Genomic DNA, 21225 nt, shown 5'->3' on the forward strand with positions numbered 1-21225 from the left:
TTTCCCTCATTCTAACCAGTCAATCAAAGGAAGAACTTCTAAAAAATCCCTCTTGTCAACATGATTCGGTATTTCTTTTTTGAGCACTTCTTTGGCACAAAAGGCGATTCCTAGCTCCGCCGACTTCAACATTAATAAATCATTGGCCCCATCACCGATTGCAATCGTTCTTTCTTTAGAAAGTTTTAGTTCCTCTCTCCATTTTTCCAGAGTTGCTTGTTTGAGTTCAGGGCTTATAATTGCTCCAACTAATTTTCCTGTTAGAAGACCGTCTTTGACTTCAAGTTGGTTTGCAGAGAAATAGGCAATGTCGAGGGATTTTGCTAATCTCTCAACTATTGGAGTAAATCCACCGGACACCAGACCAACTAGGATTCCATTCTTTTGGAGAATGGAAATGAATTCCTGGGCATTTGACGTTAGATGAATAGTGTTGAAGACTTTATCAAAAACCGAAACAGGAAGACCTTCCAACAAGGACACTCTTTTTCGTAAACTGCTTTCAAAGTCCAACTCTCCTTGCATTGCCCGACTTGTAATCAGCGAAATTTCCTCCTCACGACCTACCTCTCTTCCCAAAAGATCAATCACTTCTTCTAGGATTAGGGTTCCATCTACATCCATAACACACAAGCCTTTTACTTGAGACATCAGTTCTCCTCTCTAAACAGCCCAAAAATCGTATGAAGTCATCATACGATTTTATCTATTAATTAACTAAACTATGGTACAAGTCAAGATATGACTTGCAAGCTGTATCCCATGAGAAATCACACTCCATAGCTTGTTTTTGTAGATTTCTCCAAACATCAGGATGGTTTCTATACAAGTCCAAAGCTGTTTGGAAAGTCCAATTTAACCAGTAAGGAGATAGATTGTCAAAGCTAAAACCAGTACCGCTTCCTTCGATTGGATTGAAAGCGCGAACGGTATCTCGCAATCCTCCAACTTCATGGACCAATGGCAAGGTTCCGTAACGCATAGCCATCATTTGAGACAAGCCACATGGTTCAAAACGACTTGGCATGAGGAAGAGGTCACAAGCAGCGTAGATTTCTTGAGCTAGTTTGACATCAAAAGTGATATTTGCTGATAGCTTGTCTGGATAGATTTGAGCAAACCATGAGAAAGCTCCTTCAAATGCTGGATCGCCAGTTCCCAAAAGAACAATCTGAACATCATTTTGCAAGATATGGTGAAGACTTTCGACCACCACATCAAAACCTTTTTGACGTGTCAAACGAGAAACAATTCCCACCAGTGGAACGTCGGCTCTAACTGGCAAGCCAACTCTTTCTTGCAATTTTGCCTTATTCTGGGCTTTTCCAGACAAATCTTCCTGATTAAAATGATAGTCTAAAAGAGCATCCGTCTGAGGATTATACAGGTCAGCATCAATCCCATTCACGATACCAGATACTTTACCTGATTCCATTCGAAGAATTTGATCCAAGTTACATCCGAACTGACTGGTCATAATTTCATGAGCATAACTAGGTGAAACGGTTGAAACACGGTCAGCATAAAGAATACCAGCCTTCATCCAGTTCAGACAGTTGTTCCATCGAAGGGTGCCATCAGCATAACGTTCAAAGCCGACTCCAAACAAATCCCATAACATTCCTTCTGAAAATTGTCCTTGGAATTCCAAATTATGAATGGTTAAAACAGTTTTTATTCCTTGATAGGCTTGAATCCAACGGTATTTTTCCTTTAACAAGAAAGGAATCATAGCTGTATGGTAGTCATGAACATGGAGAAGGTCAGGAATAAAGTCAATCCTTTCCATAGCCTCAATGGCAGCAAGTTGGAAAAAGGCAAAGCGTTCTCCGTCATCAAAATCACCGTAAACATGACCACGGAAAAAATAATATTGATTGTCAATAAAGTAGAAGGTCACACCGTTTAAGACTGTTTTCTTAATTCCACAATACTGTCTGCGCCAACCGACACTTACCTCAAAATGAAGAACATCTTCAATTTGATTTCCAAATTTAGCCTCTACCATGTCATAGTAGGGTAAAATTACTGCAACTTCATGTCCCGCTTTTACTAGTGATTTTGGAAGAGCGCCAATAACGTCTCCCAAACCACCTGTTTTTGAAAAGGGTGCACCCTCTGCTGCTACAAATAAAATTTTCATGAATGAATATCCTCTGTTACTTTGCTACCTTTCTTAACGACAACTGGATGTTCTGCAGTTCCTCGAATCACAACACCTGGCTCAACTTCAACACCTTTGTCCAAGATAGCATATTCGACCTGAGCCCCTTCTCCAATAACAACACGAGGGAAGAGCAGGCTATCTTTAACCAAGCTATCCTTGTGGACATGAATATTACGTGATAGAACAGAATTAGCCACTTGACCTTCAATGATACTACCGGAAGCAAACTGAGAAGTACTTACCTTAGATGTATTGGCATAGTAAGTTGGCTCTTCGTTTTTGACCTTTGTATAAATCTTTTGATTTGGTGAGAAGAGAGAGTAGAATTTTTGTGATTCAAGCATATCTTTGTTAGCTTGATAATAAGACTCTACAGAGTGAATATTTGCCAGATAACCTGTGTACTCGTAGGCAAAAGCCCCTTCTTTTGCAGCCAAATCCCGTAAAACATAGCGCAACTTCTCTGGATGTTCTTTCTTAGCTTCTTCTTCTAAGCGTTCAATCAACCAAGGTGTATCAACGACAAAGATATCTGTAGACATGTTATAGATTTGATCTGGTAACTTGCTATCAAAGAGTTTATGAGAACGAACATGGTCTGTTTCATCCACTTCCAAGATTGCATTTACTTCTGAAATGTCTTTCTTAGCTAGCTTTTTATAAACTACAGTGATAGGCCCTTTTGTTGTACTATGTAGATGGAAAACTTGGTTCAAATCAATGTTAATCAGAACATCACAGTTGAGGGCAACCGTTTGGTTTGAGCCAGAACGTTTCAAATAAGTAAGAAGCTGTTGGTAGTATTCTTTTCCAACTGTACTACTCTCAACGCGTGTATTATAAATCCCTAGATAATAGTGGCTAAGAAGAGTTGACAATCCCCACTCACGCCCTGAACGGATATGGTCAAAGACTGAGCTGATATTATCCTGCTGGAAAATACCAAAGACACTACGAACACCTGCATTAGCAAGACTAGAAAGCGGGAAGTCAATCAAACGATATTTTCCACCAAATGGCAAACTTGCTACTGGACGGTGGTCCGTCAATGTTGACATATCATGAAAACCAACTGTATTTCCTAAAATGGCAGAATATTTATCAATCTTCATCTGTTGCTACCCCCACTACTTCATTATATCCTACAACTTGTACTTCTTCTGTTCCATCAATTTCGACACCGTCAGAAATAACCGCACCTTCACCAATAATGGCACGTTTGATTTTAGCTCCCTGACCAACAATTGCACCACTCATGATAACTGAATCTACTACTTCTGCCCCTTCGCGAACTTGCGCACCTGTTGAAAGGATAGAATGTTTAACAGTTCCATCTACAAAACAGCCATCGACAACCAAGGAATCTTCCACATGAGCATTTGCACCAAGGAAGTTTGGTGGTGAAATCAAGTTTCTTGAGTAAATCTTCCATTGACGGTTACGGCTATCCAAGGCATTTTCTGGGGAAATGTACTCCATGTTGGCTTCCCAAAGTGACTCAATCGTACCGACATCTTTCCAGTAACCATTAAATTCGTAAGCATAGACACTTTCACCTGACTCAAGGTAATTTGGAATGACATTTTTACCAAAGTCTGACATATCTACATTGCTCTTTTCAGCAGCAACGAGCATATTGCGGAGACGTTGCCAATCAAAGATATAGATTCCCATAGAAGCTTTCGTAGATTTAGGTTGAGCTGGTTTTTCTTCAAATTCAACAATACGGTTATTGGCATCTGTATTCATGATACCAAAACGACTAGCTTCTTTCAAAGGGACATCAAGAACTGCTACTGTCAAACTAGCATTATTATCCTTGTGAGACTGGAGCATATCATCATAGTCCATTTTATAGATGTGGTCCCCAGAGAGAATTAAGACATACTCAGGGTTGACACTGTCGATATAATCAATATTTTGGTAAATAGCGTGGCTAGTCCCCTCAAACCAACGATTTCCTTCACTTGCAGAATACGGTTGAAGAATAGAGACACCAGAATTAATACCGTCTAATCCCCAACTTGAACCGTTTCCAATATGATTGTTAAGAGCAAGTGGTTGATACTGGGTGATGACTCCAACATTGTGAATCCCTGAGTTGGCACAGTTTGAAAGAGCGAAGTCAATGATACGGTAGCGTCCGCCAAATTGTACAGCTGGTTTCGCAAGGTTTTGAGTGAGTTTTCCGAGACGAGTTCCTTGCCCACCGGCAAGAATCAAAGCTAACATTTCATTCTTCATTTTCTACTCCTTTTTGGTTTTTACTTGTGACGGTTTTTGCAGATTTCAAGCGGCGTTTGATTTTCCAAACACTTGCTCCCATAGCCGGTAGGGTAAAGGTCAAGGTCTGCTCATAATCTTTCCATAGTCCTTCTTGCGTTTGAACAGTTTGATTATGTTCTTTCCAAACGCCTCCCCACTCTTCTAACTCAGTATTCCAGACTTCTTCATAAATCCCTGCAACAGGCAGACCAATGGTAAAATCTTTTCGTTCAACAGGTGCCATATTAAAGACGCAGACTAGCATGTCGCCCTTCTTACCCTTACGGATGAAGGAAAGAACACTCTGGTCTCGATTATCCGCATCGATGATTTCAATACCATCATAGCTGGTATCAATTTCCCACAGACAGCGGTGGTCTTTATAAAACTGGTTTAGCTGAGAAGTGAAATACTTCATCTTAGCATTCATAGGGTCTTCTAGATTAGACCATTCCAACTGCTCTTCAGATCTCCATTCTAGGAATTGGCCGTATTCACTACCCATGAAGAGCAATTTCTTACCAGGGTGACAAATTTGGTAAGTGTAGATATTGCGCAAGCCTGCGAATTGATTGTAACGATCTCCCCACATCTTGTGCATCATACTCTTCTTACCGTGAACCACTTCGTCATGTGAGAATGGTAAGAGATAGTTTTCCTTGAAAACATACATAAAGCTGAAAGTCACCAAATTAAAGTCATATTTACGATAAATCGGATCTTCTTCATAGAATCGGAGAATATCATTCATCCAGCCCATATTCCATTTGTAGTCAAATCCTAGACCGTCTGAATCTTTAGTGTCAGTAATCTGAGTAGCTGATGAACTTTCCTCAGCTATCATCATAACGTCTGGATGAACTAGTTTAATGACATTATTCAAACGTTTTAAGAAATAATAGCCTTCGTAGTTGAGATTGCCACCATCTTTATTAGGCGTCCATGGAGCATCATCGTAGTCAAGATAGAGCATATTGCTAACGGCATCCACGCGAATACCATCTAAATGGTAAAAGTCAATCCAAAACTTAATGCTAGAAATCAAGAAGGACTGGACTTCATTTTTTCCAAGGTCAAAATTGAGTGCACCCCAACCGTAATTATGAGCCTTATTATGGTCTTGGTACTCAAAAGTCGGTGTCCCGTCATAATAAGCTAAGGCATCATCATTAATGGTGAAATGACCAGGTACCCAGTCTACAATAACCCCAATATTGTTTAAGTGACATTCCTCAACAAAATCTTGAAACTCTTCAGGGAGACCATAGGCATGCTCTAAAGCGAAGTAACCCATAAGCTGGTAACCCCAACTCAAACCGAGAGGGTGAGACATCAAAGGCATAAACTCAATGTGAGTATAGTTCATCTCAACTAGGTAAGGAATGAGTTCATCTTTCAATTGAGCAAAACTATAAGGACTTCCATCTGGATTTCTCTTCCACGATCCAGCATGAACTTCGTAGATATTGACAGGACGTTCAAAGAAAGTCCAACGTTTTCTGCGAGCTAACCAAAGCCCATCCTTCCATTTCTTTTCTGGAATCTCTGTTAAAATAGCTCCAGTACCCGGACGTGCCTCATATCGTACAGCCAAAGGGTCAATCTTCATCAGCTGATGACCATTTGCACGCGTGATATGATACTTGTAAATTTGGCCTTCATGAGCAAGGCTGGTAAAGACTTCCCAGACCCCAAATTCATTTCGTTCCATCGGAATTTGATTTTCTACCCAATTCGTGAAATCCCCCACCAAGTGGACAGCCTGAGCATTGGGAGCCCACACACGAAATGTATAACCGTACTCTCCATTTAGTTCTTCCCTATGTGCTCCTAGATAATGCTGAAGGTGAAAATTTTCTCCTGTCATAAAGGTGCGCAAAGCTTCTCTTTTATCCATAATACCCCCTTTTTTCTGTAAGCGTTTTCCATAGATTTATTATACTACCTTTTTATGTAAGATTCAAGTAAATTACCATATTTGGTAAAAATTCTTTTGAAAATCTTCAAAAAATGAACTTATCCATTCACTTATAAATCAAGGAAAGACAGATAGTTTGTGAAAACTTCCTCTTTTTGATTACTATCATATCACAAAGTTCGTATTTTATCCAAATATAGCATTGTTTTTATGTAAAAAACAAAACCAGGAAAACAATTTCCTGATTTTACATTTCATTTCACATCAAAAACAATGGATTTGACATTTGTCATCGCTTCAATGCTATATTTAATTCCTTGAACACCAGCACCAGAACCTTTGACACCAAGGAATGGGAAATTATCTGGACCACGTTGGGTTTTATTATTAATATGAACTGTACCCACTTCAAGTTTTTCAGCAATTTCAAAGGCCTTTTTGAAATCATTTGTAAAAACTGAAGATTGAAGGCCGAATTCAGATTCGTTGGCAAAGGCAATTGCTTCTTCTACATTAGCCACACGAATAATTGGTAAAACAGGGCCAAATGGCTCTTCCCATGCTACTTTCATATCTTTTGTAACTTGGTCAAAAAGTACTGGCCAGAGAAGATTGCCCTCACGTTTGATTGGTGTAAGAGCCTGAGCCCCTTTTGCTTGTGCATCCTCAATCAATCCCCAAATAAAGTCGGCTGAAGCATTGTCAATAACAGGTGTAATATCAGCATTGTCAAATGGGTCACCAACTGTTAATTTAGCAACCTCTGCTTGAAGCAAAGTAGCTAATGTATCTGCTACACTTTCGAGAACAATGACACGTTTAATGGCCGTGCAACGTTGGCCTGAGTAGCTAAAGGCACCTGCAACGATTTGCTTAGTGGCATGTTCCAAATCTGCATCTTCTAGTACAAGAGCTGCATCTTTCCCGCCAAGCTCCAGCATGATAGGACGCATACCAGCTAAACGACCAATACGTTTTCCGATAGGAGTTGAACCTGTAAAGTTGATGAAGTTGACTTCTTTGTGCTCAATGATATAATCCCCAATTTCTGAACCACGTCCCGTAATGGTATTGAAAACACCTGCTGGAATCCCTGCTTCCTCAAAGGCTTTAGCCAACAAGAGACCAGAAATAGAACCTTGTGTTGGTGGCTTAAACATAACCACATTCCCTGCAATCAAGGCCGGAGCAATCTTAGATCCAGAAAGGTTGACTGGATAGTTAAAGGGAGCAATAGCTAGCACGACTCCAACCGGCTCACGACGAACAACAGCCAGTTTGTTTTTACTTGCTGCTTCAAAACCGCCACCTTCCATCGCTTGGCCTGTGATGCGGAGACCTTCTTCAGCAGCATAACGAATCAAGTCTGCTGTACGCACTACTTCTCCAATGGCTGCTTTAATCCCTTTTGCTACTTCTTTGGCAAGGATAGTACCAATTTCTTCCTTATCGCGTTCTAAAATAGCTGCTGTTTTATGCAAATAAGCCGCACGTTCAACTGCTGATAAAGCTCGCCATGCTGGCAGGGCTGCACGCGCAGCTTGCATAGCCTCATCTACTTCCGCTTGGCTCATAGCTGGTACTGTCCCTAATTCTTCTTGATTGATTGGTGAATAAATCGTAATTTCTTTTTCAGATGATTTCCATTCTCCATTTACTAAATTCTTATATCTTGTCAAATTCTCGTCCTCCTGAAAATGATTAAGATATATTTTACCAAATTTTCAGAAAATTACAACCCTTTTTACAATATTTTTGAGATTATTTTCACAAGCTTGACTTTTCAAACTATTTGAACTCTTTTGTTAAGCAGTCAGTACAAGAAGAAAAGGCTTAGATGAACTAAACCTTTTTCATGCTATGTTATTTTTCATTGAGTTTTATAATTTTTAGCAAGAAGATATCCTAGAAATTATACGACACAATTGAAAACTTTTGATTTTTTCTACAAGACTTTAAAGACGCTGGCGCTAACGCCACCAACCATGTCTTTATCACTTAAATGGCTATTGGTCACCAATAGTTCTAGATTTCCAGCATTTTCAAACTGGAAGTCTTGCCCTTTAGCATTAAATACAACCAGTAAATGGTCTTCCCCTTGAATCTCATAGACAATCAAACCACTATGTTCATTTGCTGAATGAACAAAAACATGATGGTAAATTTCATCATAAGTAGGGTAAGAAAAGGCACCGGTTCCTGTCTTCAATCGAATCATCTGACGGATAAACTCAATACTATCTTGACGCTCATTAATCAAGTCCCAGTTCACTTGGTTCACACTGTCTGGAGCATTATAGCTATTCATAGCACGCTCTCTATCATCATGGGTCAACTCACCATTTTCACCAGTCGCAACTAGTTTGGTACGACCAAATTCTTGACCGATTTCCATAAAGGCCATCCCTTGCATGAGTAGGTTCATAGCTGTGGCTGTCTCAACCTTTCGCATGATTTGTTCTGAACTTTGGTCTGGATGAAGAGTTGCCAATAAATCGTGAAGATTGTAATTGTCATGGGCTTCCACATAGTTAAGTACTTGATTTGGATGTGTATAGGTTCCTAATTCACGACTGCCTAGGATTGCTTTGGCAAGAATTGGCTCTGTCGCAGCACCGCTGACAAAACCTGATTTAATTGCACCGTAAACTTCTCCACCTTTGACAGCATCACGCTGATTGTCATTAAAGAAACCAATATTTGGCATTTCGTAGGCGTTGTCTTTCTTAGCCTTATCATAAGGGGCAAGACCTGTTCCCATGTCCCAACCTTCTCCATAAAGGATAATGTTAGGGTCAATTTCATCCAAGCTCTGACGAATCATCTGCATGGTCTTGACATCATGAATCCCCATCAAGTCAAAACGGAAGCCGTCAATATTGTATTCCTGCACCCAGTATAGAAGAGAATCAATCATATACTTGCGGAACATTTCGTGTTCACTGGCTGTTTCATTTCCAACACCCGTTCCATTCTGGAAGGTACCGTCTGGATTCATACGATAATAGTAATCAGGGACAGTTGTTTGGAAAGGTGCATCAACAACTGAGAAGGTATGGTTATAGACCACATCCATAATGACACCAATACCTGCATCGTGATAAGCTTGAACCATGGTCTTCAAATCACGAATAACCTGAGCTGGGTCGTCTGGATTTGTTGAAAAACTAGTTTCTGGCGCATTATAGTTTTGTGGGTCATAACCCCAGTTGTAGGTTACATTACCATCCGCATCATACTCTTTATGACGGTCTGCAATTGGTTGCAACTGAACATAATTGTAGCCTATCTTCTTGATGTAATCAAAAGCAGTTGACTGGCCGTACTGGTTAACTGTTTCAGTCTGTGCAGCACCTAAGAAAGTTCCTCGAAGATGTTCATCTACACCTGAGGTCGGTGATTTGGTCAAATCACGAATGTGCATTTCACAGATAACTGCCTTACATGGATTTTCCAAGCGCCAAGTAGCCTCAGAACCGTGCTTGACCTCGAAGTTTGCAACTTGCTTTTCTGCAGGACTCAGGATAGCTGAACGTTTGCCATCAGGACTGGTTGCGATGGTATAAGGATCGCGTGTCAGTGTTTGGTGGTGAGGAAATTGGACTTGATACTGATAAGCCTTACCAGTCAAATCTTCCTCAACATCCAAACTCCAGACACCGATTGTATTGTCCTTATGATTATAAGAGTAGCTATTTCCTCTCTCCATATCAAAAGTTTTCCAAACAGGAGCATCATTAGCAGCTGATTCATAAACAACTACCTGCACTTCTGTCGCTGTCGGAGCCCAGAGGACGAAATGTGCCTGATTATCCTCTACACGGCACCCCAATTCCCCTTGGTAGCCCCAATGGTGGTCGAAACTAGCACTATTGATAGCCTTGTCAAAGGCAAAAGGATTTTGATTTTTATAGAAAGGACTGGCAATAGCAGGATTTTCAGAATAATAAATTCTATCATCCCCTTCCAAAATCCAAACCTCTGTTAAAAGAGGATAGTGATTAAAACGGATAGCATACTCTTTACTGGTTTGGCCGGTATGAACCACAAAATTCAAACTTTCTAAGGGATGAATGCTTGGGTGTTCAAAGCTAAATAAGGCTCCAAAATAATCTTCTTTGTAGGTCAGCAAATCAATTCGCTGGTCATGACTTTTTACAAAAGAGCAAGTGTCGTATTCACCATTCTTGCGATGGTAATGAATGCGCATAGGGTAGTTATACATTTTTTATTTTTCCTTTTTTTATTTGTTTCTGTTTTACTAATAAATTTTTGACTAATTTTGTCCCGATTAACAAACTAGTTATACTGTCTAAACTCTGGTTTTAAACTATCATTACAGACTTTCTAGCCAAGCTTCATCTCGAACCTCGATACCAAGTTCTTGTGCTTTTTGCAGTTTACTTCCAGCATCTGCTCCTGCAACAACAAGGTCTGTCTTTTTAGAAACACTGCCTGTCACTTTGGCACCCAGACTTTCGAGTTTACTTTTAGCTTCTGAGCGCTTGAGCCGTTCCAATTTCCCAGTCAATACCACTGTCAAACCTGACAAGGATGCATCTGCCACTACAGTCTGTCCTTTATATTCCAGATTGACCCCAGCTTCTTTCAATTCTTTTAGGAGAATTTCAGAGCCCTCTGTCGCAAAGTAAGTCTGAAGACTTTTGGCAATTACACCACCTAGACTTTCAATACTAGCTACTTCCTCTGGATCTGCCTGAGCCAGATTTTCAATCGAATGGAAATGTTGGAGTAACAGCTGACTGGCCTTGCTTCCGACATGACGAATTCCCAAACCAAACAAGAGTTTTTCAGCAGAGTTTTCCTTAGATGCTTGAATGGCTTGATACAGTTTAGCAGCGGACTTTTCCTTAACCCCCTCTAAAAGGAGAAAATCTTCCTCTTTCAAACGATAAATATCTGCCACGTCCTTAACCAAATTGGCAGCAAAGAGTTTCTCAACAATAGATGGACCAAGGCCTGTAATATTCATAGCATCTCGAGAAGCAAAGTGGATCAAACCTTCCATGATTTGGGCAGGACAACGCGGATTGATACAACGGAGAGCCACTTCATCTTCAAAGTGCAGCAAGACAGAATTACAACTTGGACAGTTTGTTGGGATATCTAGTTTTTCTTCAGAAACCCGTTTGGACTCTACCACACGTAAAACAGCAGGGATGATGTCCCCAGCCTTATAGACGATAACTGTATCATCTTTGCGGATATCCTTTTCAGCAATATAATCAACATTGTGCAGGGTTGCACGGCTAACAGTTGTACCAGCTAGCTGAACAGGGGTCAGATTAGCAGTTGGGGTTACAACACCCGTACGGCCAACTGTCCAGTCAACTGATAGGAGTTGTGCTTCTTTTTCCTCAGCAGGAAACTTGTAGGCCACTGCCCACTTTGGAGCCTTAACAGTAAAACCAAGTTCTTCTTGACCTGCTAGGTCATTGACCTTGATTACCACCCCATCGATATCATAAGGCAGATTCTCCCGTTTCTCTCCTACTTCTTGGATAAAATTCCAAATCTCATCCATGCTTTCAGCCAGAATTCGCTTAGGATTAACCACAAAACCTAGTTGTTCTAGGTGCATTAAGACTTTTTCTTGGCTGTCACGAGTTGAAGGGCTGGCTTCTTGATAGAGGAAGGTAGCAAGATTGCGCTTGGCAACTACTGCTGTATCCAACTGTCGCAGGGTGCCTGCTGCCGCATTACGAGGATTGGCAAATTCAGGCTCTCCATTTTCTTGTCGTGCTTGGTTGACCTGGTCAAAAGAAGCGCGTGGCATATAACATTCCCCACGAACTGTGATATCTAGTTCTTCTGGCAAGGTCAAAGGAATGTCCTTAACACGCTTAAGATTTTCTGTGATATTTTCCCCAATAGAACCATCACCACGTGTTGCCCCAGCAACCAAAATCCCCTTTTCATAAGTAAGCGAGATAGATAAGCCATCGATTTTCAGCTCACAAATATAGGTTGGATGGGCCACTTCCTTACGAACACGCGCATCAAAAGCTTCAAGCTCCTCACGTGAAAAAGCATCCTGCAAACTATAAAGAGGATACTGATGACTGTATTTTTCAAAACCATCTAAGACTTTGCCACCAACACGATGGGTCGGACTGTCTGCTAACACTTGATCTGGATAGGCAGACTCCAACTCGACCAACTCACGGTAAAGACGGTCATACTCACTGTCTGAAACCGACGGATTATCGCTGGTATAGTACTCAGTCGCATAGCGATTGAGCAAGGCGACCAACTCATTCATTCTTTTATTCATAAGACCATTTTACCATAAAGTAAGCCCTCCTCACAAACGAGAAGGGCGGAAAAACACTTAGTTTGAAATTATTTTTGAAGTCCAAGCAAACTTATGTCTCTTTTTCAAAACGGGTTCGAACATATCCGAGAGCTAAGAAAGATAAGGCTACAACTCCAAGTCCAATAATCAAGAAAGAATAAAGATGGACACTTGGAAGCCAGGTCATTAAACCTGTTGCTATAGGCATAAATAGTATAGCTAAGGTATAAATCGAACTGAGAACTCTACCAAGATATTCACCTTCAACCTTGGTTTGTACCTGAGTAAAAAAGTGAACATTGAACATCGTCATAAACAATTCACAAACGAAATTTCCTGAAAAAGTCAGATAGGATGGGAGAGTGAAGCCCATTATCATCACTCCAAGTCCAGTCAGAGCCAATAAAAACAGAAGCATTTCCATACTGGCTTTAATCTTACTAGCTAGCAAAGCCCCAACAATAGATCCGATAGCCCCCATTGTCAAAATAGTGGCATAGGCTCCTTCTGACCCGTAAAGCTGATTCGAAAAGGGAAGGAGGTAATTAAAAGCTGCGAAGAAAAAATTGACACTTGAAGCCATGACTAACAAAAAGAAGATTTCCTTTTGCTTCACAATATAGTGAACTCCCTCCTTGATATCAGAAAAAATAACTTTGAATGTAAGTTTCTTCTCCCCCAAAGTCTTCTCTTCTTTTTTGGGAAGCAGGGCTACCAAGCCAAAAGCGAGAAAAAAACTAAGGGCATCTAATACCAAGGTAATGCGAAGACTTGCAAATTGTAAAACCAGAAAAGAAAGTACAGGAGAACTCACACTGACAACCTGCAAGACCAACTCCAAACGAGAATTGTAGAGGACCAGTTCATCCTTCTCTACCAATTCTGTGATAATGGCCTTATTTGCTGGTCTAGAAAAGGCAAAGGCAATCGACTGCACAATATTAGCCCCAATCAAAGCCCCAATCATCCAGCTGTCATTCCTTATAAAAGAAATAGCCAGACAAAGAATCCCACAAACAAGGTCTGCCACCATTAAAATCTTACGACGAGAAAAACGGTCTGAAATGACTCCGCCAAAAGGATTTACGAGAATAGATGTGACCAGTTCAGAAATCTGATACATTCCTAAAACTGTCTGTCCGATGGTTCCCATAGAAGCCAACCAGACACTATTTCCATAATCATAGAGCATATTCCCTATCTTGTTAACAGCTCCACGACTAATCAGCTGTACTGCATAGCGATTCATATAAAAACTCCTCTCAAATTTTGAAACTATTGTATCAAAACCGAAAGGAGCTTTTTATTTTTTCCCTTATTTGGGAAAATTAATCTTTGACAAATTTTTCGTAGTGTTCCTGATAATAGGCTACCTGCTCTGGGAGATCTAGCACGTCAAAAATATGCATGGCCTCTTGCATCTGGCTACAACCTTCTTTACACTTTCCTTTTTGGTACAAGGCAAAACCTTTTAAGTAATGTAAAATATTTCGTTCATACAGACTAATGTTTTTACCAATAATCTTCTCTGTATAAGCCTCAAAATAGCTTGCATTGTCAAAAGAAAGATGCTCTAAACAATGCTGATAACAATTGAGGGCCAAAATCAAAACCAATCTCTTATGGCGACCAATCTCTTGGTAAAATTCCTCCCTCTCCATAACTTCTCTACCAATCCGAGTGACATAATCCACATCGTAGAAACTATAGAGGTTTCCAAAAAGAATCAACTCATACATGGTCCATTCTTCTGTTTTGAAGAGATAATCTGCTACCTTATCCAAATCATCCTTCTTCATATGATAACTCGAATCTCTTTGACAAATCAGACCTTGCAACAAAATCCAGTTCAGCTCAAAATAGAGAGGATTGGTCGAACTCTTAGCCTTTTCAAGTTGTTCTCTTTGAAGTTTTTGAAAACCTGCAATATCATTTGAGTAGTAAAGCGGAATAATTTGTCCCATCATGGCAACATGTTCATGATTGTGAAAATTCCTAGCCTTATCCATGAAATTTTCGATTGTTACATGAATGTTGTCCAAAATCTCAAAGAAACGCGAGACTGCTAGATCAGACTCCCCAAGCTCAAAGCGAGATAACTGAGAGGTAGAGCAAGACTCTCCTGCCGCCTCCTTTAAGGAATAATTTCCACTTGTCCGAAATTCACGAAATACTTTTCCAAGATGTTCCATCTTTACACCTGCTCTGATAATTCTTCCCATTCAAGCATGGCTTCTTCCTGACGATGGCTGATTTTGTCTAACTCAGCCTGCAATTCCATGAGTTTGCCGGCATCGTTTGTTTCCAACATTTGTTCAGAAATGGCTTGACTTTGACTTTCTAACTCTTCAATTTCAGCTTCTAGACTTTCTATTTGTCTCATGAGCTTGCGGACTTCTTTTTGGCTTTCTTTCTGGGCCTGATAGTCATTGACTGGACTTGATTCTTTTACTTGATTGCTAGTTGAAGCTTCCTCAGTCTGGCTCATTTCTATTTCTGCTTTCTTCTCAACATAGTAGTCGTAATCTCCCAAGTAGAGAGTCGAGCCATTCTCAGACAATTCCAGTACATGAGTTGCTACACGATTGATAAAGTAACGGTCGTGGCTGACGAATAGAAGAGTTCCATCGAAGTCAATCAAGGTATTTTCCAACACTTCCTTGCTATCAATATCCAAGTGGTTGGTTGGCTCATCCAGAATCAAAAAGTTGTTGTTTTCCATAGACAGTTTAGCCAAAAGCAAACGCGCTTTCTCGCCACCAGACAGCATGCCGACTGATTTTTTAACATCATCTCCTGAGAAAAGGAAGGCACCAAGACGGCTACGGATTTCAACTTCTGGTGTCAGTTTAAAATCATTCCAGAGTTCATCCAGTACAGTATTACTTGGTGTCAGCTTGCTTTGGGTTTGGTCATAGTAACCAACCTCAACATTAGCGCCAAATCGCTTTTCACCCTTGATAAAAGGAATCTGGTCTACTATAGACTTGATAAAGGTTGATTTTCCAATACCATTTGGACCGACGATAGCGACAGCATTCATCTTACGAAGGTCTAGGTTAATCGGTTGTGACAGGACTTCCCCATCATAGCCAATAGCTGCATTTTCAACAGTCAAAACAACATTGCCCGACGTTTTCTCAGACTGGAAGGTCATGTTGGCAGATTTCTTACCAGCTTCAGGCTTGTCCAAACGCTCCATTTTTTCTAGTTGTTTACGACGAGATTGGGCACGTTTGGTCGTTGAAGCACGGACTAGATTGCGATTGACAAAGTCTTCCAGAGCAGCGATCTCCTTCTGTTGCTTTTCATAATTTTTTGCCTCAGTAGCTAGTTTTTGCTCCTTCAACTCGACAAAACGAGAGTAATTGCCAACGTAACGATCCAAGGAATGCTTGGTCAAATCTAGCGTAATTGTCGCAACCTTATCTAAGAAATAACGGTCATGGCTAACAATAATGAGGGCACCGCTATAGTTTACCAAGTAATTCTCTAGCCAGGCAATAGTTTCAATATCCAAGTGGTTGGTTGGCTCGTCCAAGACCAAGAGATTGGGCTTTTCAAGTAGCATTTTGGCTAGAGCCAAGCGAGTATTTTGACCACCTGAAAGCTCGGCAATTTTCATCTGCCACATAGATTCGTCAAACTTGAATCCATTTAAAATCGCTCGAATATCAGCTTCATAGGTAAAGCCACCTGCTTGGCGAAAATTCTCAGATAAGCGGTCGTAATCTGACATCAGCTTATTCAAGTCCTCACCAGACTTTTCACCCATCTCCAGCTCCATCTGACGAAGTTGTTTCTCAGTCCGACGCAAGTCATCAAAGACATAAAGCATTTCATCGTAGATGGTATTTTCAGACTCAAAACGGCTATCTTGGGCTAGGTAAGATAGAGAAATATCTTTTTTCTTATTGATTTCTCCACTAGTTGGCTCCTCTTCTCCAACCAAAATCTTTAAAAGAGTAGACTTACCTGCACCATTTTTCCCAACAAGAGCAATCCGATCTCGTTCATCAACCTGCAGGTTGATATTATCAAAAAGAACTTCTCCTGCAAAAGAACGTTCAATTTTATTAGCTTGTAAAATAATCATACAAGTAGTATAGCATGTTTCCCTAAGGCATTCAAGACTTGATAAACAGGCATATGTCACTACTTTTCTGAAAATTATGCTACCGTTTTACTAAAACGCTAAAAAGTGCTATAATGTGAACGGTTAAAACAATTTACAAAAAGGAGAATTTTAATGTCTTACCAAGAAAATTACCAGAAATGGGTTGATTTTGCGGAGCTTCCTGACTACCTTAGTCAAGATTTGGAAAATATGGACGAAAAAACAAAGGAAGATGCCTTCTATACAAATCTTGAATTTGGTACTGCAGGTATGCGTGGCTTGATTGGTGCTGGTACAAACCGTATCAACATCTACGTTGTTCGTCAAGCTACTGAAGGTTTGGCTCGTTTGATTGAGTCAAAAGGTGGAAACGAAAAAGAACGCGGTGTAGCAATTGCCTACGACAGCCGTCACTTCTCACCTGAGTTTGCCTTTGAATCTGCGGCAGTTCTTGCTAAACACGGTATCAAATCTTATGTATTTGAAAGCCTTCGTCCAACTCCAGAACTATCATTTGCAGTTCGTCACCTCAACTGTTTCGCGGGTATCATGGTCACAGCCAGCCACAACCCTGCACCATTTAACGGGTACAAGGTTTACGGTGAAGACGGTGGACAAATGCCTCCACACGACGCAGACGCTTTGACTACTTATATCCGTGCAATCGAAAACCCATTTGCAGTTGAAGTTGCTGATGTGGAAGCTGAAAAAGCTTCTGGCTTGATTGAAGTTATCGGAGAAGCTGTCGATGTAGAATACCTCAAAGAAGTCAAAGATGTGAACATCAACCCAGCCTTGATTGAAGAATTCGGTAAAGACATGAAGATTGTCTACACACCACTTCATGGTACTGGTGAAATGTTGGCTCGTCGTGCTCTTGCCCAAGCAGGATTTGACTCTGTTCAAGTCGTTGAAGCGCAAGCAACTGCTGACCCAGACTTCTCAACTGTAAAATCTCCAAACCCAGAAAGCCAAGCAGCCTTTGCCCTTGCTGAAGAACTTGGTCGTCAAGTTGGTGCAGACGTTCTTGTCGCAACTGACCCTGATGCTGACCGTGTTGGTGTTGAAGTTCTTCAAAAAGATGGTAGCTACCTCAACCTATCAGGGAACCAAATCGGTGCCATCATGGCTAAATACATCTTAGAAGCCCACAAAAACGCTGGAACTCTTCCTGAAAATGCAGCGCTCTGCAAATCTATTGTTTCAACTGACTTGGTAACGAAGATTGCTGAAAGCTACGGCGCAACTATGTTCAACGTCTTGACAGGTTTCAAATTTATCGCTGAAAAAATCCAAGAATTCGAAGAAAGACACAATCACACTTACATGATGGGATTTGAAGAAAGCTTCGGTTACTTGATTAAACCATTCGTACGTGATAAAGACGCTATCCAAGCTGTTCTTGTCGTTGCTGAACTTGCTGCCTACTACCGTTCACGCGGTTTGACACTTGCTGACGGTATCGAAGAAATCTACAAAGAGTACGGCTACTATGCAGAAAAGACAATCTCTGTTACCCTTTCAGGTGTCGATGGTGCTGAACAAATCAAAGCGATTATGGCTAAATTCCGTAACAATGCTCCAAAAGAATGGAACGCAACAGCTATCACTATCGTAGAAGACTTCAAGGCACAAACTGCTACTGCTGCTGACGGTACTGTTACAAACTTAACAACTCCTCCAAGTGATGTTTTGAAATATACACTTGCTGACGGTTCTTGGATTGCCGTTCGCCCTTCAGGGACAGAACCAAAAATCAAGTTCTACATTGCAGTTGTAGGTGAAACCAACGAAGAATCACAAGCTAAAATTGCTAACATCGAAGCAGAAATCAATGCTTTTGTAAAATAAACACCTATAAAAGATGAGAAAACCAATCTCATCTTTTTTTCGTATCAAATCTAAGCAATTTTAGAAACTTTATGGCATACTAGACATATCAATGAAAGCGAGGTAATCTCATGGAACAATTTTTAGATAATATCAAAGACCTTGAAGTCACTACAGTTGCGCGTGCGCAAGAAGCTCTTGATAAAAAAGAAACTGCAACCTTCTTTATCGGTCGCAAAACTTGCCCTTACTGCCGTAAATTTGCAGGTACTTTAGCAGGTGTCGTAGCTGAAACCAAAGCTCACATCTACTTCATCAATAGTGAAGAAGCAAGCCAACTCAATGAGTTACAAGAATTCCGTTCACGCTACGGAATCCCAACTGTACCAGGATTTATTCACATTGCAGGTGGACAAATCAGTGTTCGTTGTGACTCTTCAATGTCAGCACAAGAAATCAAAGATTTCGCTGGATTGTAAAAAATCAGCTAACAAGTTTTAAAATCACAAAAACGCATAATGGAGCCGAAGAACGCTTTGTGAAGTACATAGATTTTTAGGATACTACAAAAATGTTGTATCCTTTTTTGTATCCCTTTTTTAAAAACAGGGTCTGCTTTAGGGTCTGTTTGTGACTCCCTTTTTTACAAAAGAATACCAAGGAATACTAAAGATAAAAATAAAAAACGTTGATTTAACAACGTTTTACCAAGGAATGCAAAAGAATGCAAAGGAATAATGGAGCCGGTGGGAGTCGAACCCACGTCCAAACACCTGCCAACATATTTGTCTACAACCATAGGTTATGTATTAGTTTAACAGCCCCTCGACACATAACTCAAGCCTAGAAACTGCGAGTCTATCAATCTCTTATCAAGCCACTAGACAAGACTTGATCGTATCTCGCTAATAATAAGACCTGTCATTGAACACGAGCAATCCAAATCGGGTCACGCCTGCTGGTTTTTAGGCAGCTAGAGCGTAAGAAGTGTTATTTTTTGCAGTTATATTTAACTGAGCGTTTACGTCGCCACACGAGTCGCAAAATATGCCTCATAATGCCTGTCGAATCCGTAACGACCCCAAAAGACAATAAAACCATTATACCTTATCTAACTAAAAAATGCAAAAGGGAAATCAACTAACTAAAAAAGATGGTCTTTCAAAGCTTTGGTCAAAACCTGATAACCAGTAACACTAAGGTGCAACCCATCAGTTGTATAATCTTTTTTGAGTTGGCCTGCCTGGTCTGTCAAACTATCAAAAACTGGCACAAATTCTACCTGCATATAGGCAGAAGCAAGATCTTGATAGGCTTGATTCCACTCCTGAATTTTTTCATTTGTGCGGATATAGACTGTCTGCTTGTACTCCTCTCCCTCATTGACTGGCAAAATAGAAAGTAATTTAATCTCAGCCAATGGATAATCGCGAGCAATAGACTGTATGATAGCTTCGAGATTATTGAGAGCATCATTCACAGGCACATCCTTTCCGATATCATTTGTTCCAATCAGAAGGACAATTTTATCTACCGCCCCACCATATAGATGAGCATCAAGGTTCTCTCGTAACAAGCTAGTCTGATAACCACGAATTCCTCGATTGACAATCGTTTTTGAAGTCCCAAATAATTCCTGCAGAGGGTAGTATTCGACAATGGAATCCCCAATAAAAATAATGTCTGGCTCTACAACAGAAACCTGATTTAAGTGACGATACTTGGTTTGGATTTTTTCTTGTTCCTTTAGGAGCCAATTTTCTAATAACTGTACTGCCACTTCATTCTCCTTTTTCTAACCAATTTTCCAAGACTTGATAAACTCCTCCTTGGCTATTGGCTGGCGCAAGAGCAGTAGCCACAGCTTTGGCTTTCTCATCAGCATTTTCCATCGCATAGGCAATTCCAGCCATTTCAAGCATTTCAACATCATTTTCACTGTCACCAAAAGCCATGATTTGTTGGGCTTTCAAGTCCCAGCGCTTGAGTAATTCTTCCAAGCCCCATGCTTTATGAATTCCAGCTTGAAGGATATCAATGCAACCATAGCCACTGGATACAGCACGAACACGGCCATCAAAGAGGTCATTGATTTCTTCCAAAACCGAACTCAAACGCTCTTCACCAACAACCATACTCATCTTGAGCACACCTCCAAAAAGGTCAGATGTTAACTCATCCACAAACTGCATCCGTTGGTAGAATTTTTCAATCATTTCTGGAGTCATAAAACTTTCAAGGTCTGTGAAAATCGTACCTTCCTTGACGAAACCACCCTTCATAGCCGTCACAACAAACTGATCCTGACACTCTCGACCCTTGAAATGAGCCAAAGCCTTATCGACAATGGCATCATCCCAAGTCTGAGCCTGAATCAGTTCATTGTTTTCAAACATACGAGCACCGTTTGCAACAACCAGAACCACTCGATCGACCAAGTGCTCCAGTAGTTGCCTCATGCGGTGAATTTCATTCCCAGTCGCGATGACAAAACGAATACCCCTTTGATCCAACTGATCTAAAATCTTTTCCAAGCGTGTAAGATCAAGCTGGCCTCTAGCATCCAGCAAGGTCCCATCCATATCTGTCGCAATTACCTTAATAGTCATTTA

Annotated in this window: 15 protein-coding genes and 1 other RNA gene; 2 read left to right on the plus strand and 14 right to left on the minus strand. The window is 40.6% G+C overall.

The window, feature by feature from the left end:
* Positions 1 to 6: 6 nt before the first annotated feature.
* The 11 genes from serB to SK608_RS05605 all read right to left on the minus strand — a co-directional run bounded on the left by serB (position 7) and on the right by SK608_RS05605 (position 16762).
* Positions 7 to 651 carry a phosphoserine phosphatase SerB gene (serB, locus tag SK608_RS05555; protein ID WP_033677203.1) on the minus strand — a complete coding sequence of 215 codons (645 nt, stop codon included), beginning with the start codon at positions 649 to 651 and terminating at the stop codon, positions 7 to 9.
* 58 nt (positions 652 to 709) lie between these two features.
* Positions 710 to 2143 (minus strand): glycogen synthase GlgA, encoded by a 1434-nt coding sequence (gene glgA / locus SK608_RS05560; protein WP_033677205.1) that lies wholly within the window; start codon positions 2141 to 2143, stop codon positions 710 to 712.
* Positions 2140 to 3279, minus strand: coding sequence for a glucose-1-phosphate adenylyltransferase subunit GlgD (glgD, locus tag SK608_RS05565; protein ID WP_033677207.1), 1140 nt, complete (start codon positions 3277 to 3279; stop codon positions 2140 to 2142). The genes glgA and glgD overlap by 4 nt, the downstream gene beginning before the upstream one ends.
* The gene (locus SK608_RS05570) at positions 3269 to 4411 is read right to left on the minus strand and encodes a glucose-1-phosphate adenylyltransferase (RefSeq protein ID WP_000787247.1); all 1143 of its coding nucleotides are present in this window, start codon (positions 4409 to 4411) and stop codon (positions 3269 to 3271) included. Before SK608_RS05570 ends, glgD begins: the two co-directional genes overlap by 11 nt.
* Positions 4401 to 6329 (minus strand): 1,4-alpha-glucan branching protein GlgB, encoded by a 1929-nt coding sequence (glgB, locus tag SK608_RS05575; protein WP_033677209.1) that lies wholly within the window; start codon positions 6327 to 6329, stop codon positions 4401 to 4403. The genes SK608_RS05570 and glgB overlap by 11 nt, the downstream gene beginning before the upstream one ends.
* A gap of 275 nt (positions 6330 to 6604) precedes the next feature.
* On the minus strand, positions 6605 to 8029 hold the full coding sequence (locus SK608_RS05580) for an NADP-dependent glyceraldehyde-3-phosphate dehydrogenase (RefSeq protein WP_033677211.1): 1425 nt from the start codon (positions 8027 to 8029) through the stop codon (positions 6605 to 6607).
* A 266-nt stretch (positions 8030 to 8295) separates the two neighbouring features.
* Complete coding sequence (pulA, locus tag SK608_RS05585) at positions 8296 to 10575, minus strand: type I pullulanase (RefSeq protein ID WP_033677214.1); 2280 nt, start codon at positions 10573 to 10575, stop codon at positions 8296 to 8298.
* Positions 10576 to 10686: 111 nt separating this feature from the next.
* A complete protein-coding gene (gene ligA, locus SK608_RS05590) occupies positions 10687 to 12645 on the minus strand; it encodes an NAD-dependent DNA ligase LigA (RefSeq protein ID WP_001042577.1) in 1959 nt (652 codons plus the stop codon).
* Between the two features lie 91 nt (positions 12646 to 12736).
* Positions 12737 to 13915 (minus strand): MFS transporter, encoded by a 1179-nt coding sequence (locus tag SK608_RS05595; RefSeq protein WP_033677216.1) that lies wholly within the window; start codon positions 13913 to 13915, stop codon positions 12737 to 12739.
* Positions 13916 to 13994: 79 nt separating this feature from the next.
* A complete protein-coding gene (locus SK608_RS05600) occupies positions 13995 to 14858 on the minus strand; it encodes an Rgg family transcriptional regulator (RefSeq protein ID WP_033677786.1) in 864 nt (287 codons plus the stop codon).
* A 2-nt stretch (positions 14859 to 14860) separates the two neighbouring features.
* Complete coding sequence (locus SK608_RS05605) at positions 14861 to 16762, minus strand: ABC-F family ATP-binding cassette domain-containing protein (protein WP_033677218.1); 1902 nt, start codon at positions 16760 to 16762, stop codon at positions 14861 to 14863.
* 153 nt (positions 16763 to 16915) lie between these two features.
* Here SK608_RS05605 and SK608_RS05610 point away from each other — a divergent pair, with 153 nt between their 5' ends.
* On the plus strand, positions 16916 to 18634 hold the full coding sequence (locus SK608_RS05610) for a phospho-sugar mutase (RefSeq protein ID WP_033677220.1): 1719 nt from the start codon (positions 16916 to 16918) through the stop codon (positions 18632 to 18634).
* Between the two features lie 110 nt (positions 18635 to 18744).
* Positions 18745 to 19092, plus strand: a complete 348-nt coding sequence (locus SK608_RS05615; RefSeq protein ID WP_033677222.1) for a DUF6568 family protein — start codon at positions 18745 to 18747, stop codon at positions 19090 to 19092.
* Positions 19093 to 19348: 256 nt separating this feature from the next.
* On the opposite strand, the gene ssrA is transcribed toward SK608_RS05615, so the two are convergent.
* From ssrA to SK608_RS05625, 3 genes are all read right to left on the minus strand, one after another.
* Positions 19349 to 19696, minus strand: a transfer-messenger RNA (tmRNA) gene (gene ssrA, locus SK608_RS10715).
* A gap of 61 nt (positions 19697 to 19757) precedes the next feature.
* The gene (locus tag SK608_RS05620) at positions 19758 to 20393 is read right to left on the minus strand and encodes an SGNH/GDSL hydrolase family protein (protein WP_033677224.1); all 636 of its coding nucleotides are present in this window, start codon (positions 20391 to 20393) and stop codon (positions 19758 to 19760) included.
* 1 nt (position 20394) lies between these two features.
* The gene (locus tag SK608_RS05625; protein ID WP_033677226.1) at positions 20395 to 21222 is read right to left on the minus strand and encodes an HAD family hydrolase; all 828 of its coding nucleotides are present in this window, start codon (positions 21220 to 21222) and stop codon (positions 20395 to 20397) included.
* Between the last annotated feature and the right edge of the window lie 3 nt (positions 21223 to 21225).

The sequence above is a fragment of the Streptococcus mitis subsp. hohhotensis genome (genome assembly GCF_000722775.1).
Taxonomy (GTDB): Bacteria; Bacillota; Bacilli; order Lactobacillales; family Streptococcaceae; genus Streptococcus; species Streptococcus carlssonii.

Bases quoted from the DNA above. Each gene is read 5' to 3' on its own strand.
- serB (WP_033677203.1), bottom strand. From the start codon at position 651: ATGTCTCAAGTAAAAGGCTTGTGTGTTATGGATGTAGATGGAACCCTA.
- glgA (WP_033677205.1), bottom strand. From the start codon at position 2,143: ATGAAAATTTTATTTGTAGCAGCAGAGGGTGCACCCTTTTCAAAAACA.
- glgD (WP_033677207.1), bottom strand. From the start codon at position 3,279: ATGAAGATTGATAAATATTCTGCCATTTTAGGAAATACAGTTGGTTTT.
- SK608_RS05570 (WP_000787247.1), bottom strand. From the start codon at position 4,411: ATGAAGAATGAAATGTTAGCTTTGATTCTTGCCGGTGGGCAAGGAACT.
- glgB (WP_033677209.1), bottom strand. From the start codon at position 6,329: ATGGATAAAAGAGAAGCTTTGCGCACCTTTATGACAGGAGAAAATTTT.
- pulA (WP_033677214.1), bottom strand. From the start codon at position 10,575: ATGTATAACTACCCTATGCGCATTCATTACCATCGCAAGAATGGTGAA.
- ligA (WP_001042577.1), bottom strand. From the start codon at position 12,645: ATGAATAAAAGAATGAATGAGTTGGTCGCCTTGCTCAATCGCTATGCG.
- SK608_RS05595 (WP_033677216.1), bottom strand. From the start codon at position 13,915: ATGAATCGCTATGCAGTACAGCTGATTAGTCGTGGAGCTGTTAACAAG.
- SK608_RS05600 (WP_033677786.1), bottom strand. From the start codon at position 14,858: ATGGAACATCTTGGAAAAGTATTTCGTGAATTTCGGACAAGTGGAAAT.
- SK608_RS05605 (WP_033677218.1), bottom strand. From the start codon at position 16,762: ATGATTATTTTACAAGCTAATAAAATTGAACGTTCTTTTGCAGGAGAA.
- SK608_RS05610 (WP_033677220.1), top strand. From the start codon at position 16,916: ATGTCTTACCAAGAAAATTACCAGAAATGGGTTGATTTTGCGGAGCTT.
- SK608_RS05615 (WP_033677222.1), top strand. From the start codon at position 18,745: ATGGAACAATTTTTAGATAATATCAAAGACCTTGAAGTCACTACAGTT.
- SK608_RS05625 (WP_033677226.1), bottom strand. From the start codon at position 21,222: ATGACTATTAAGGTAATTGCGACAGATATGGATGGGACCTTGCTGGAT.